The sequence below is a fragment of the Sutcliffiella deserti genome (assembly GCF_020037475.1).
GTDB lineage: Bacteria > Bacillota > Bacilli > Bacillales > Bacillaceae_I > Sutcliffiella_A > Sutcliffiella_A deserti.
On the sequence record NZ_JAIQDB010000005.1, the window covers coordinates 115,624 to 130,260 of the forward strand.

Here is a 14,637-nt window from a genome sequence, read left to right on the forward strand (position 1 = left end):
TGCGTCTATATATGGGGGAGCAATGTCGTTACTAGGCGAAAGTAAAAGAAATAGCTCGAAGTTGCTTTAAACTACTCTTTTCTAGGAATTGGATTTCGTGAGAGAAGTAGAAATTCTTTGGTTTATACATATAAAAAATTCAAAGAAATTTACTGTAACCAAAGTGAGTTGTTGCATCCTAATTATATGGGGGGGTTAGTACATGAATTTTATCAAACGGGGATTGTTGAGCATTACAAGAAACAAAGGAAAGTCCATTATTTTATTGTTGGTCATCTTTGTGCTGGGCAACTTGATCTCAGGAGCAATTTCCATTCAACAAGCAACGGGGAATGTAGAAACAAGTATTAAAGAAAAATTAGGAGCAGCAACAACGGTCGAGCTTGATCATGAGGCTTTGAATGAAATGTCAGAGGAAGAATGGGGAGAGTATGAGATTAAGAACTTAGATCTCGACCTGATTAAGAAGATCGGCGGGTTATCCTATGTAAAGTACTATGACTATAATGCAATAATTCAATTAGGTTCAAAAACGATTAAAAGCTATAGAGGAGAACATCAAGAAGATTTTGAAGAGCATGACATGGGTGATTTCATAAGTATGGATTTTAAGTTAAAAGGGATTAATTTTGCACCTGTCCTTGATTTTGAGGAACAAAAATCAAAATTGAGTGATGGTCGAGTTTTTAATACAGAAGAAATAGAGAACGGTTCTTCGGTAGCCATTATTTCTAAAAAATTGGCTGATAAAAATAGTCTTCAAATTGGTGATACGTTCGTATTAAATAGCGAAATCTATGGTCCAGACAGTGACAAACCTGCTTCTATTCGTGATGTTGTGTTAGAAGTAATAGGATTTTTCGAGCCGCAGTCGGTGAAAAAAGAAGAAGGGTCCAACAAAGATCAAGGGCAGTATGATTGGATGGATATGGATCTTCAAAATACGATTTATGTACCAAATGAAGTAGTAATAGCTGAAAGTAGAGCACAAATGGAAGAGTATATAAAGTCTGACCCGGAACTAGCAGAAATGATGGAAAATGAAGGAATGTCCGACTACTATACTCCTATTTTTGTATTAAACAAGCCGGAAGATAGTGCATCATTTGAAGAAGAAGTAAAGCCATTGCTACCTGATTTGTATATAGTACGAAAAGCTAGTGATCAATACGAAACGATATCCGCTCCAATCCAATCCATGTCTAAACTATCCAACTATGTATTGATTGCAGCAATTATCACAACCGTTTTGATTATTGGTCTTGTCGTTCTTCTGTTCTTACGTGATCGTAAACGTGAATTAGGCATCTACTTATCACTAGGGGAACGTCGCGGGAGAATAGTTGGACAAATCATATTAGAAGTGATGATCATCTCTCTTATTGGTATCACTTTGTCTTTATTCACTGGTAACTATTTAGCCCAAGGAGTATCGGAAACGATGATCAACGAGGAAAAAGGTCAAACCAACGATGATTACTATTATCCGATTACAGATTTTCAATCTAATTTGACAACAGATGACGTAATCGCATCGTATCAAGTGACACTGGATTCTTCCTTCATCTTTTTATTTTATGGTATAGGTATTGCAACAATTCTATTATCAACCATCCTACCACTTATTTATATCATTCGATTGAATCCTAGAAAGATAATGATGTAAATAGGACAGGGATAATATTGATAGATACCCCTATTCTATAAAGAGTAAACATTGTATGTAACTTTTTTTACATTTTGCAAACCTACAACCTGAAAGGTGATGAAACATGATATTAGAAGTGAAAGACTTGAGTTATTTCTACCAAGATGGTGAGAATCGCCGTTTTATATTAAAAGATACAAACATTTCCTTTGATAAAGGAAAATTTTATACCATCTTAGGACAATCCGGATCTGGAAAGAGTACTTTCTTATCCCTTATAAGCGCCTTGGATACGCCACAAAATGGATCTATCTTGTTTAATGGACAAGATATTAAAGGTATTGGTTACGATCATTATCGACGCAATAATGTGGGGATCATTTTTCAAAACTATAATCTAATCCCTACCTTTACAGCAGTGGAGAATGTATTAATTCCAATGTCCATCACAGAAAACCCATTACCTGATGATAAAATGACTGTCGCATACAACCTGCTAGATTATATCGGTATTGGTAAAAGTAAGGCGGATCGCAGGATAAATCAGCTTTCTGGTGGAGAACAGCAACGTGTCGCTATTGCAAGATCCTTAGCGACAAATGTTGAGTTGGTTCTTGCAGATGAACCAACAGGAAACCTGGACGAAGAAATGGAACAAGAGATTATCGCTATTTTTAAGAAATTAGCACACGAACATCAAAAGTGCGTCATCGTGGTAACACATTCCCAAGAAGTTGCTCAACAATCTGATCATATCTTCCAACTGAAAAAGGGTGTCTTGGCCTCTTATGAGTGACTTTTTATCCAAGTTTAATAAAGATAATTATGATAAATTGGAGAACGAGCAAAAGAGTTCTGGGGGAAAGAATGAACCAAAAAGTGAAAACATACAAGAAGAGACAAAGGTAGAGCCTGCACCGTCATCTAGTAGTAATTCTGAAAACCAAACTACACAAAGTAGATATTATTCCAATATGGCGCAACGGGATGCTGACACCGGTAGGTCAGATGAAGAGGTAGAAGTGGACCCTGACTATAGAAGGAAAAAACGTCGTAAGCAAGGGATTATTATCGCTGGATCAGTACTTGCTGGTATCCTCCTCTTTTTCATTTACTACCAAATGGTCCATGTAAAGATGGAGGACTTCATTGGTAAGCCAGTTTCCGAAGCTCGTACTTGGACTACGGACAACGACTTAGAAATGGAATTAACCCAAGAGTATAGTACTGAGTATGAGGAAAATCAAATTATCTCTCAAAGTGTTTCAGAAAAAGATAAAATTCGCAAAGGAAAAAAGGTTCAATTTGTAAGCAGCAAAGGGGCAGACCCTGAAGATGTTATTCCACTTCCTGATTTTTCACTGCTGTCTCAACCAGATATTGAAAATTGGATTGAAGAAAATCATGCAAAGAATCTCAAAGTTGTACACGAATTCAGTGATTCAATTAAGGAAGGGGAATTCATCCGACTGGAAATAAGAGATAGCAATATTACGGCTGAGGAATATAAACGAAAAGATAGTGCTGCTGTGTTCCTGTCTAAGGGCGAAGAAGTGTTTGCAAAGGATATCACTGTTCCAGACTTTTCTAACAAACCAAAAGAGGAAGTAGAACAATGGGCTAAAACAAACATGATTGAGATGGAGTATGAAGAAGAAGATTCCACCACTGTTGAAGCTAACTTGATCATAAGTCAAAGTGTGAAAGCGGAGGAGAAAATCGCCAAGAAGGATCAAATGAAGGTGAAAGTATCCTTAGGAAAGGCAACAATCGTACCAAATTTCGGAGAGCTCACACCAGATGAAGCGAGTGAGCAAGCAGGATTGATGTTGTCGGTAAAACAAAAATTCCACTCGGATGTCTCATATGGGAAGCTCATTTCTCAATCTATTGAAGCTGGCACAAAACTGATGGGCCAAGAGGAAACAGCTGTCACTGTAGTGTATTCACTAGGGCGCCCGTATTTAAGAGATTATCGAGGCCAATTGGATGGAGATTTACCAAGGTTATTTTATGAAGACTACCAATCAAAGGGAGCCAATGTTAATTACATTGTGAAATATGTAGACTCCCCAGAAATAAAAGGAACCATTGTAGGTATGAGTGCATTCAATCAATTCATAAATATGACCTATACAGTTGAAGTCCAAATCAGCAGGAATGATTCTGCCTCACCAATATCCGTACCAGTACCAGAGGAGGATATGGGAGAGGGAGAGTAAATGGAGGAAGCAGGGGAAGGTTCTCTGCTTCCTTTTTTCTTTTTTTCCTTTTTATAAAAACACACACTTAAAGTTTAAAATAATAAATATGCCTTAAATATTTGATTCGAACGAATACCCAGTATCCTAGCTGAGCGGTTATTGTAGATGGACATAACTTAACTATGTACTTCTTAGTATGTCTTTAACCTCAATTTCCTTTTAAAGTAATAGAAGAATGGACTAATGTATTTTCAGTGTTTACAAGGGATTGGCCATCGAAGGGACAGAGGGACAGGTAAAGGCCACTGAAAAACTGAAAACATATAGTTTAGGTGGCTTCAAGCTGTGGATTGGAGCAAAAGGCGTAGACTCCAGCGGGGGAGTAGCGACAAGCTTGAGACCCCGCAGGGCATAGCCCGAGGAGGCTCAAGGTCGCCCTCTGGATAAGCGAAGCCATTTGCGGAAAGGAACAGCGGTGTTTAACTCAAACCTAAAATTATGTACTTTTTCAGTGGCCTCGGACAGGTACAGTGTCCCGCTCCTTATATATCTGAGACATGTACATCCTTCAAGAACCACCCCCGTGCTTTAAGGATTCTACAGGGGTAATCCTAAAAGTTCACGGAAGGTGTGACCTTCATATTTTTTTCTGAAAATACCTCTTCTTTGCATTTCAGGAACAATCAGTTCAACAAAGTCTTCTAAACTATCAGGTAGTGTAGGAGGCATAAGATTAAATCCATCAGCCACACCTGCTTCAAACCAGACTTCCATCTGATCCACTATTTCATGGGGTGTACCTATCAGCGTGTGATGTCCCCCACCTGCATTAAGATATCCTAATAATTCTCTTACTGTAGGTTGTGTGTCATTAATAATTTCTAGTATTGTTTCGTAACGTCCAACTGGACCAGTGAATTCTTCTATTGGGGGTAATGGAGGTACTTCCTTATCAATTTCCCAATTAGAACAATCTTGCTGAATAAAGAAGCTTAACTGTTTTAAAGCTATTGCAAGTGGTAATTGTTCATCTAATGCTGATTTTTTGGCCAAAGCTTCTTCATGAGTATGACCGACATAGGTTACTAAGCCTGGAAATACTTTAATATGTCTATTGCTGCCTTCGCTTTGTCTATCTAATTTTTCGCGGAATTTTTTTGCTTGCTTTAGGTTCCACGAGACGGAATAAACAGCATCGGCATATTTGGCGGCTAATGCGATGCCTTGTTTAGATGCCCCTGCTTGCATTGATACTGGTTTGCCTTGCGGACTTTTTGGCGTAGTGGAGGGGCCATGCACTTTAAAATAAGTACCCTCGTGATTAATGGGCTGAATGTTTAAGGGATTGATCAATTTTCTTTCTTCTCGCTGATGCAAAAACTCATTACTGTCCCATGAAAGAAATAATTTATTCATTAGAGCAGCGAATTCATCAGCTTTCTCATATCGTTTGTCATGAGAAGGCAGTTCATCCATGCTATGATTTAATGCCTCTAAATCAGTCATGGATGTAACGAGATTCCAACCAACACGTCCTTTTGTAATATGATCTAAACTTAATAGTTGGCGTGAAGCTGTGAAAGGATTAGAAAAAGTACTTGAAATTGTTGAAACTAATCCCACATGATTTGTCACTTGAGAAATGGCAGTTAAATTGACTATCGGATCAAACCAAAATGCCGGCATATCACTAGGATCTTTACCTTGGAATGATTGATTATCAGCAAAGAATACTGCGTCAAAGTAACCTTTTTCTGCTAACTGTGCCAAAGACTGATAATAAGAGATGTCTCCGATACGTTCCACGCTTGAGTCAGGCATTAACCAAGCAGCTTGATGATGTCCACAACCATACAGCAAAACACCTAAGTTTAGATGTTTTTCTTTCGTTTTTACCATTTGTTTACACCTCAAAAAATATCATCACTGATTGTTTTGAATAGTGTTTCTTTTGAAGTTTATCCTGGTGATTTATGCTATTAATTCATTGTCAAACCGCCATCTACTGTAAAGTTTTGACCTGTAATACCGTTCGCATTTTCCGAAGATAAATAAGCGACCATATTGGCTACATCTTGAGGTGTGGTAACCTTCTTCAATGGCGTTGATTGAGCAATTAGATCGAATACTTCTGGTGTTGTTACAGCACTGGCATCAGTCGTTTTTAATAATCCACCGGAAACTACATTCGCTTTTATACCATATCTTCCTAATTCAGATGCGATATTACGTGTAAAACCTATTAATCCAGCTTTAGCTGTTGTATATTCGTGGTAGGGTACAACAGGATTTTGATATAAATTAGTACCTATACTGATGATACTTCCATTTTGTCGTTCCATAAATTGAGGTAAGACGCTCTGAATTACATTAAATGCTGCTTTAAGAGTACCATCCAGCTGTCTTTGATAATCATCCCAGGTTAGTTCTGTGAAGGGTTTCTGTTCGTTTGGATCAAACTTGAAGTCTACTAACGCATTGTTGACTACAACATCTATTTGACCAAAATATTCCGTTGCTTTTTTTGTCATTGCCTCTACTTCTTTACGATTTGTTACATCAGCCTGAATGGCAATTGAATTCTCTTCGCCAATCTCGGAAACTAGCTTCTCCGCAGCATCTTTGCTTTTATAATAATTAATAACCACTTGAAACCCTTGTTGTGCCAATGTTTTTACAATTGCTGCCCCTAAACCTCTACTACCGCCTGTTACTAGTACTGTTCTTGTCATCATAACAACCCCCATATCTTTAAATTTTGATGAAACATACATAATAAAATGATAGATAAAATAAAAATACGCAACCTTCCCATAGGAATGTTGCGTAAAAACAAATAACTACATATTAAGAAAAAAGCACATCGCTCTTTAAGTATGTATTAGAGTTTTACACTTTCCTACGCTAGTTTCAACTAGTTCAGGTTCAAAGGGTTTGAGTAGATACTCATCTCAGTTAAATAACACCCCTAGTGCATATATTTAATTCATCCCCATATTATAGTGCTTAGAAAAATATGTCAAGCGGGAAACACGGGGGCGTTTCCAAAAATGGTTATTAAATTAATCTGGTGTATTAACGGAATAAGGAATACAGTCGTTCCATTTAGGAATGGCTGTTTTTTTTAGCTTGAAGAAAAGGGCCATCTCCCTTTTGTTTTTTTCTTTTTTTGAAATTTTTTCTCCATTCCACCCGTTATAATAGTTAGAGAGAATCGAAGCAGAAGGGGGATGTGATTTTGGAGCAGCAGGATGATATTTATTTTCTGGAGCAGGTGCTTGCCGGGAATAAGCAGGCGTTTGCTTTTATTATAAATCGTTATAAAAACAGACTTTATGCGGTAGTGCTCAGGATGGTGAAGAACCCTGAGGACGCGAAGGATCTGGTGCAGGAGTGTTTTATCAAGGTCTATCAGCAGCTAGGCAAATATGACCGGAAAGGGAGCTTTTCGAGTTGGCTTTACAGGGTATCCGTTAATCATTGCATGGACACGTTCCGTAAAAAGAAACTGGAAACGGTTGAGTTTTTGGATGAGAAGGAGAGTGGCAGTCTCACACCAGAAATTGTCTACCTCCAGAAGGAAAAATACAAGCACCTTGAGAAGCTCTTGGCTATTTTATCAAAAGAGGATCGCCTTGTTGTACTTCTGAAATACACCAACGATTTGAGCTATGAGGAAATCGGGGAAATGCTAGATATCCCGGTTCAGACTGTGGCAAACAAAATTCACAGGGCTAAGAAAAAAATGCGGGAGAACATGGAACGCAAGGAAGGGGGTTATTTTCATGAAATGTATCAAAACCGATAAGCTGGCTGCCTATGTGGATGGTGTATTAGGCCAGGAAGAAAAAATTAAAATCGACAAGCATCTTGAATTTTGCCCTTCCTGCCGGGATGTGGTCGCAGCTTTGGAACGGGAGGATCATTTTTTGGAGCAAGCCATCAACTCACCAGTGCTGCCTGTAGGCTTTGATGAGGAAGTGCTAAGTAAGCTTGCGCCCTATCCGGCCAAAAAGAAAAGGTGGAACTGGACCTATCAGTTGATTACTGCAGCAAGCATTGTGCTGGCATTTGGAGTAGGGGCAGCGTTTTACGGCGGAGCGCAGCCGAATACTGGCGGAAATGATATCCAAACGCCAGTAGAAGAAATGAAAGATACTCGTTATGTGGATGGAGTGCAGATTTTGGTTCATCATGTCAGCGCCAGCCCATTAAAGATAGAAGTATTCTATGAAGTGATACCAGACGAAGAGCTGCTGGAGGAATATCTTAGAAAAAATAATGTCGTTCACCTTAGTCAAGTGGAGAAGGATCATTGGCCGTTACCTAGAGGGAAAATTACGGATGATAAGGGAGTGGAGCTGCCTTTTAGGGAAATTTCAAAAGGCGAAGGTCAAAGCTCTTTTGTCATCAAGCCTGCAGAAATCGACATTCTTCCGGACAATATTCATGTTGAAATTCATTTCGATGAATTCTTTATGAGGGATGGAGACTGGAAAGTGAACATTCCTGTGGATCTAACGGAGGCGAAAGCGAATGCCGCAAAACACCCTATCCAGGAAACGTTGGAATATGATAATTTCCGTACAGAAGTCTTAGAGTGGGAAACCTCACAGAATGCCTACAGGCTGACGCTGCAAGCCGATTATAGTAGAGCTGAGAATGAACGGCTACAAACCATTGTGAAGGGACGGGGGAATGAATCGGATGTCTATCCCATTATTGAACCGGAATTATTTGTGGTTACCGAAGATGGAAAGAAACTAAAGGTTGATGGCAGAACCTTGCATTCGAATATGGGGCAAGCCTTTACAATGGAATTTGAATTTGCTAATCGGGTGGAGGGAATGCCGGCAGACGAATATTTGAAAGCTGGCGAAGAGTTGTCCCTCCAAATCGAAGGCTTCCGGCTTCAGGAGCCAGACAACACGCAGTTTGAACTGACAGATCAATCGGCCAATGTGAAGCTGAATGATTGGACAATCGAATCTGTTACTTCAGAACCTGGAAATGGCAGCACGAAGGTTGTGACCATCTCTGGAAAAACAAACATCCAGAACATCGAAAGCATGACAAGTGAAATCACAACCGACAAAGAATGGGTGACACCCGAAACTATCTATACCAGCATCGAAAGCGATGGCACCTTCACCATCCAAACAACACTGCCGGACAGCAGTACCAAATACCACCTCGACATCCAATCCATCACCAAATGGCAAGGAAGCGATGGAACGGTGCTGAAACTTCCGAGGTAGTGGAAGCAAGGAAGCAGGGGACGGTTCTCTGCTTCCGAAGCAGAGAAGAACGAAATTGCTATGTAATAGACTTTTGAGTCCTTTCTAATGAAAATAGTAAAAAAAGAAAAAGTATGTTCTTTATGGTATTGTTTAATCTCCAAACCAAACAATGCATAGAAGATCATACTTTTTTATATGAGAACTATGCCACGATTTCTATCAAATTATATTAGTAGTTTCAGTTAACCAGCGAAGGGCTAGAGGTTTCCCCTTGTCCTTCCTTGGAAGCGGGGAACCGTCCCCATGCACACGTAAACAAGCTCAAACTAAAAACGAGCAAAAAATAACCTTTAACCTGGCATGCATATTAAATATATCCCACTCATCCTTATTTCCTTGTTTTTCGGTATATATAAAAAAGCCCCCCGGAACCGTTGGAGGAAGACAACGTGTCCTGGGGGAGTTAAAAACTACATTTCCAATTAACCAATCTACTATAAATGTGAATCCCTGGCGTTAATATTGATTTCTTTTCCGTCTCTACGCATTTTTCTATATTCAGCTGTTGCTGTGAAAATAACGTCAGAAGAAGAATTAAGCGCAGTTTCACAAGAGTCCTGTAAAACACCGACAATAAAACCAACAGCCACGACCTGCATCGCAATATCATTTGGAATTCCAAATAAACTAGATGCTAGAGGAATAAGAAGTAGTGATCCACCGGCTACACCAGATGCTCCTGCCGCAGATACAGCTGCTAGGACGCACAGAATAAGAGCAGTTCCAAAATCAACCGGGATACCTAATGTATGGACGGCTGCAAGAGTTAACACGGAAATCGTAACGGCTGCCCCGGACATATTGATGGTAGCGCCTAATGGAATCGATACTGAATACGTATCTTTATTTAAGCCAAGTTTTTCACATAAGCTCATATTAACTGGAATGTTTGCAGCTGAGCTACGTGTAAAGAATGCTGTAATAGCACTTTCTCTTAAAGCTCTGAAAACAAGAGGATACGGATTTCTTCGGATGTTGATATATACAATAAGTGGATTAACCACAAGAGCGATAAAGAACATACAACCGAGTAAAACAGCTAGTAATTTTCCATACCCAAGCAAGGCTGAAAGGCCATTTGCTACAATCGCATCAAACACGAGTCCCATAATTCCAATAGGTGCTAGATTAATAACCCATTTTACTAGTTGAGAGATGGCATTAGAAAAACTAACCAGCATTTCTTTTGTGCTGTCACTCGCACTTCTTAACGCAAGACCAAGGAGTACTGCCCAGGTAAGTATGCCAATATAGTTGGCGTTTATTAGAGCATTTATTGGGTTATCAACGATATTTAACAGTAATGTTTGAAGTACTTCAACAATTCCGCCCGGAGGTGTAAGGCCTTCTGCACCTGTACCAAGGGATAAATTAACTGGGAAAATAAAACTTGCAACAACTGCTATAAACCCGGCTGACAATGTACTTATTCCATAAAGAGTAATGATGGACTTCATATTTGTTTGGTTGTCACTCTTAAGCTTAGAGATGGCTGACATCACTAAGAACAACACTAGTATCGGTGCAACGGCCTTTAATGCTCCTACAAATAAGGAACCAAAAATAGTGACCCAGTTCGCCGCATCTGGAATCGTTACAGCTAATAAGATACCGGCAACAATACCAATTAATATTCGTTTAACAAGGCTGATTTGATTCCATCTGAGTAATAAGTGCTTCATTAGTTTCTCCTCCATTCATTTAACTAGAAACATAGCTTAAAAGAAAATGTTTTTCTTTTCAGGAAAGGCAATTGTACTTCTCTCATGTACGGTGTAAGTCTAACATGACCACCGTGAATTAATAATTAAAAAGATATTTCTGAAAATTATACTTTTTCGCTACGCTCATTCTCGTCCCATCTTTGTGAAAGCAGGGGAGGATTCTCTCCAAATATCAAAGTCATTTGCTACACAGAATCATAAAATGCAACAAAAAAAGAGTAGGGAATTTGTGAAATTCCTGTCTACTCCTTCGAGTATTTAAAAATATTGTAGAAAATTCTATTGTTAATAGATCTACTTTTATAAAACCATCTATGGTAAATGCGTGATATGTAATAAGATAACCACATTGTTATAAAGCTCCAATACCATGTCCAATTGTTATACTTAATTATGTTAGTGTATTTAACAGCAAATATTTCGAAACATGTAATTATAGATGTATGGATAAAGTAATAAATTAGTTTTACAACATTATTACTCTTTTCTGGATAATATAAATTGAATAATGAGCATAACGCAGGATAAACAAAGTATTCAAATGTAAAGCTCGATTTGATTGTTTTTTTAAAGAATAGACGATTAGGATATGAAATTAGACCTTTTTCAACTACAAGTAAACCGAAAAGCCATGTAATGACTTGTTTAAACAAAAAGGATGTATGGGCTTCCCGTACTCTGTTTTTAGGAACATATTTAATTAATAATATCGACGTTATGATCCACGCTGATAATTCAATTATTTTATCTAATTTATTATTCATAAGTATTTCACCTCCCTAAATATAGGTTGGCAAAAATCTAAACTTTTATGTGAAATTTATAAATATCTATTTCACAGTACAAGGAGACTATTCAATTAGAAAAACGGGGAAGGTCCTCACGTTTTCCTATTGTTTTACCATTTAAGGGCCAGAGGGACAGGTACAGTGTCCCAATTTATCTATGTATGGTTGATTTTATACCTGTCACCTTGTCCCCTAACCTCTCTCACTTAGTTTTTTAATCGAATACTTTAAATGATTGTATAAGGGGTAATATACATCTATAAAGCTTTATGAGAAGGAGGACTATTTAATATGCAAGAACAAATAGAAACGCTAAGAGAGTTAATTAAAGATATTGACACGGCCATGTTGACTACGGTTTCTGAAGAAGGGCTTGTTTCTCGCCCTATGAAAACACAAGAAGTGGAGTTCGATGGGGACTTATGGTTTTTTACTAAAAAAGAGACAGATAAATATGAAGAAATTTTACACGAGCAGGGTGTCAATGTCACTTATGCAGGCAAATCCTATGTTTCTGTCCGCGGCAGAGCGGAAATTGTTGAGGATCTAGGAAAGAAAAAGGAACTGTGGAGCAAAGTATACGAGCAGATTATGCAGACTTCTTATGATGATTCAAGCGTTGTCCTGATTAAAGTAAAGGCGGAAGCAGCCGAATATTGGGAATCCGGAAGTTTTACGAAAAAAGCGGCCTTTATGTTGAAACGCATCACAGGGCAAAGTGCAGAAGAAGCAGGTGTTAATGAAACGGTTGAAATGAATGGGAGGAAGTAATGGAAGCAGGGGACGGCTCTCTGCTTCCAAAGCATAGGGGAACGAAATGGCTATGTAATGGCCTATTGAGCCCTTTCTAATGAAAATAGTAAAAAAGAAAAAGTATGTTCTTTATGGTATTGTTTAATCGCCAAATCAAGCAATTCATAAAAGGACATACTTTTTTAATGGATTAATAGATAATTAATGTTACTACTGTTACACGAAACCCATATATATAAGGTAAAAGCTAACAGGAGTAGATAGTATTGGACAAACAAAATGGTAAATTAAGGTGGGTTATATTTACTTCTGTATTGTTTACCTATTTATTAATTTCGAGCCAGCGAACGGCTCCGGGATTAATTACAGATAGGTTGATGACAGATTTTAGTGTAACAGCATCAACGGTTGGATTAATAATAAGCATCCAATTTTTTGTGTACACAGGCTTGCAAATTCCAATGGGGATTTTGGCTGATCGTTACGGGCCTAATTTACTTATTGTTATAGGTACCGCTCTTACAGGGATAGGTACCGTCATTTATAGTCTTAGTCCACATGAATTTGTCCTGCTTTTTGCTAGAATACTTACGGGAATAGGGGATGCGACAATCTGGGTAAGTATGATCTTGATTTTAAGCCAATGGTTTAACCAAAAGGAATTTACGCGACTAATTGGGTTTGCAGGAATGACAGGAAGCATGGGTTTCCTTGTGGCAACTTTTCCTTTTTCCGTATTGATTGTCTTACTTGGCTGGAGGGGAGCATTTCTTTCAGCTGGAGTACTCTTATGTTTATGTAATATTTTTCTTTACTATATACTTGTGAAAAAATCGAATCGATCGCTAATAGTAACAAATAAAATACAGCATGAAAAAATAGCTGTTTTACTAAGAAGAATCCTTTCGAATCGGCAGGCGTGGGCATTATTCCTTTGTCACTTTGGGCTTGTCGGAGGGTATATCGGGTTTATCGGTTCGTGGGCAGTGCCGTATGCAATGGATGTGTATGAAATGACACGCTTAGGTGCAAGTAAGCTTATTATGTTTAGTCTCGTTGGAGCACTTATTGGGGCACCTCTAATTGGCTGGATTTCTAGTTGTTTAGGTACCATTAAACGGCCATATATTTTTTTCCATCTTACCGTTCTATTGTGTTGGTCTAGCTTTCTTCTATTTAAAGGGCATCCACCATTATCCTTACTCGTTCTGCTTTTCTTTATCATTGGCTTTGGATTTGGGTCAAATTCCTTAACCTTTGCAGTCGTCCGTCAATCTTTTCCTATCACAGAAACCGGCATTGTTTCGGGGTTTGCGAATACGGGTGGATTTCTAAGTGCCGTATTGCTGCCTAGCATTATTGGATCTATATTGGATCATTTTCAGTCAACTTCTGGTAGCATAGGGATTGGATACTACTACGGTTTCTTCGTTCCCGTAATCTTCTCTTTTTTCGGCTTAATTGGAGTGCTTTTTATAAAGGAAAAGCGTCAGGGGGAACAGATGCCGTAATAAGCGCAGAGATATTAATTTAATTCTAACGAAAGAAGGTTGTTGTTAAATGGATGCAAATAAAAAATGGCTTTCTATTCCTAAAGAGATCAGAAGTCAACTAAGAAATAACGTTTTTTGTGCACATTGTACAGATGTTGCTACAATTGATAAGTTTACAATTGTAGATGATCAATTTGGAATTCTTTTAAGAGGAAAATGCAAAAAGTGCGGTCATGAAGTGGCTAGAGTTGTGGAAGATGCATAGGGATAAAGTTTGATGGGGAAACCGCCCCATCATTCCTTCTTTTCACCGATTATTTTCTGCATTATACTATCAATAAAGGAGGTGAAGAAAATGGAAGAGCGTTTTAATAAAATGGAGGACATGTTGTCTCAATTGATTCAAATGGTAGGAAGCATGAAGGCAACACAGGAAGAAATGAATAGAGATATAATTGGATTGAAAGTAGGACAAGAAGAAATGAATAGAGATATAATTGGATTGAAAGGAAATCAAGGAGAAATGAATAGAGATATAGTTGAATTGAAAGTAAATCAAGGAGAAATAAAAGCAGACATAGCAACGGTGAAAAAAGAACAGGATGAACTAAAAGACATACTAAATATTATGAAACGTGATAACGAGCAGGCACATAAAGAAATGATTGAAACGAAACTTTATACCATCATTTAAATGATAGGCGTTCTGTAGGAGTATATTTTATAC

Annotated in this window: 13 protein-coding genes and 1 riboswitch; of the genes, 9 read left to right on the forward strand and 4 right to left on the reverse strand. The window is 38.2% G+C overall.

Features of this window, described 5'->3' with window-relative positions; all coding sequences use genetic code 11:
• Window positions 1-202: 202 nt before the first annotated feature.
• The 3 genes from K9B36_RS11380 to K9B36_RS11390 all read left to right on the forward strand — a co-directional run bounded on the left by K9B36_RS11380 (window position 203) and on the right by K9B36_RS11390 (window position 3,870).
• Window positions 203-1,666: an ABC transporter permease gene (locus K9B36_RS11380; RefSeq protein WP_223702182.1), complete on the forward strand. Its 1,464-nt coding sequence runs from the start codon at window positions 203-205 to the stop codon at window positions 1,664-1,666.
• Window positions 1,667-1,772: 106 nt separating this feature from the next.
• The gene (locus tag K9B36_RS11385) at window positions 1,773-2,444 is read left to right on the forward strand and encodes an ABC transporter ATP-binding protein (protein WP_223702183.1); all 672 of its coding nucleotides are present in this window, start codon (window positions 1,773-1,775) and stop codon (window positions 2,442-2,444) included.
• A complete protein-coding gene (locus K9B36_RS11390; protein ID WP_223702184.1) occupies window positions 2,437-3,870 on the forward strand; it encodes a PASTA domain-containing protein in 1,434 nt (477 codons plus the stop codon). The genes K9B36_RS11385 and K9B36_RS11390 overlap by 8 nt, the downstream gene beginning before the upstream one ends.
• Window positions 3,871-4,449: 579 nt before the next feature.
• Here the strand turns inward: K9B36_RS11390 and K9B36_RS11395 are convergent.
• Together K9B36_RS11395 and K9B36_RS11400 are read right to left on the reverse strand one after the other, a co-directional pair.
• A complete protein-coding gene (locus tag K9B36_RS11395; RefSeq protein ID WP_223702185.1) occupies window positions 4,450-5,751 on the reverse strand; it encodes an LLM class flavin-dependent oxidoreductase in 1,302 nt (433 codons plus the stop codon).
• A gap of 80 nt (window positions 5,752-5,831) precedes the next feature.
• Complete coding sequence (locus tag K9B36_RS11400) at window positions 5,832-6,584, reverse strand: 3-oxoacyl-ACP reductase (RefSeq protein WP_223702237.1); 753 nt, start codon at window positions 6,582-6,584, stop codon at window positions 5,832-5,834.
• 147 nt (window positions 6,585-6,731) lie between these two features.
• A riboswitch (TPP riboswitch) is annotated at window positions 6,732-6,832 on the reverse strand.
• A gap of 258 nt (window positions 6,833-7,090) precedes the next feature.
• Between K9B36_RS11400 and K9B36_RS11405 the strand changes: the two genes are divergently transcribed.
• Together K9B36_RS11405 and K9B36_RS11410 are read left to right on the forward strand one after the other, a co-directional pair.
• Window positions 7,091-7,660 carry an RNA polymerase sigma factor gene (locus K9B36_RS11405; RefSeq protein ID WP_223702186.1) on the forward strand — a complete coding sequence of 190 codons (570 nt, stop codon included), beginning with the start codon at window positions 7,091-7,093 and terminating at the stop codon, window positions 7,658-7,660.
• Complete coding sequence (locus K9B36_RS11410) at window positions 7,638-9,110, forward strand: anti-sigma factor family protein (protein WP_223702187.1); 1,473 nt, start codon at window positions 7,638-7,640, stop codon at window positions 9,108-9,110. Before K9B36_RS11405 ends, K9B36_RS11410 begins: the two co-directional genes overlap by 23 nt.
• Window positions 9,111-9,586: 476 nt before the next feature.
• Here K9B36_RS11410 and sstT read toward each other — a convergent pair whose 3' ends face one another.
• The gene (gene sstT, locus K9B36_RS11415) at window positions 9,587-10,834 is read right to left on the reverse strand and encodes a serine/threonine transporter SstT (RefSeq protein ID WP_223702188.1); all 1,248 of its coding nucleotides are present in this window, start codon (window positions 10,832-10,834) and stop codon (window positions 9,587-9,589) included.
• 284 nt (window positions 10,835-11,118) lie between these two features.
• On the reverse strand, window positions 11,119-11,640 hold the full coding sequence (locus K9B36_RS16985; protein WP_317889872.1) for a CBO0543 family protein: 522 nt from the start codon (window positions 11,638-11,640) through the stop codon (window positions 11,119-11,121).
• Between the two features lie 315 nt (window positions 11,641-11,955).
• Between K9B36_RS16985 and K9B36_RS11420 the strand changes: the two genes are divergently transcribed.
• The 4 genes from K9B36_RS11420 to K9B36_RS11435 all read left to right on the forward strand — a co-directional run bounded on the left by K9B36_RS11420 (window position 11,956) and on the right by K9B36_RS11435 (window position 14,604).
• Entirely contained in the window at window positions 11,956-12,435 is a 480-nt protein-coding gene (locus K9B36_RS11420) for a pyridoxamine 5'-phosphate oxidase family protein (RefSeq protein WP_223702189.1), read from the forward strand.
• Between the two features lie 248 nt (window positions 12,436-12,683).
• Window positions 12,684-13,928, forward strand: a complete 1,245-nt coding sequence (locus tag K9B36_RS11425) for an MFS transporter (protein WP_223702190.1) — start codon at window positions 12,684-12,686, stop codon at window positions 13,926-13,928.
• Between the two features lie 49 nt (window positions 13,929-13,977).
• Window positions 13,978-14,175 carry a hypothetical protein gene (locus tag K9B36_RS11430; RefSeq protein WP_223702191.1) on the forward strand — a complete coding sequence of 66 codons (198 nt, stop codon included), beginning with the start codon at window positions 13,978-13,980 and terminating at the stop codon, window positions 14,173-14,175.
• Between the two features lie 90 nt (window positions 14,176-14,265).
• Window positions 14,266-14,604, forward strand: coding sequence for a hypothetical protein (locus K9B36_RS11435; protein WP_223702192.1), 339 nt, complete (start codon window positions 14,266-14,268; stop codon window positions 14,602-14,604).
• The last annotated feature ends 33 nt before the right edge of the window (window positions 14,605-14,637 follow it).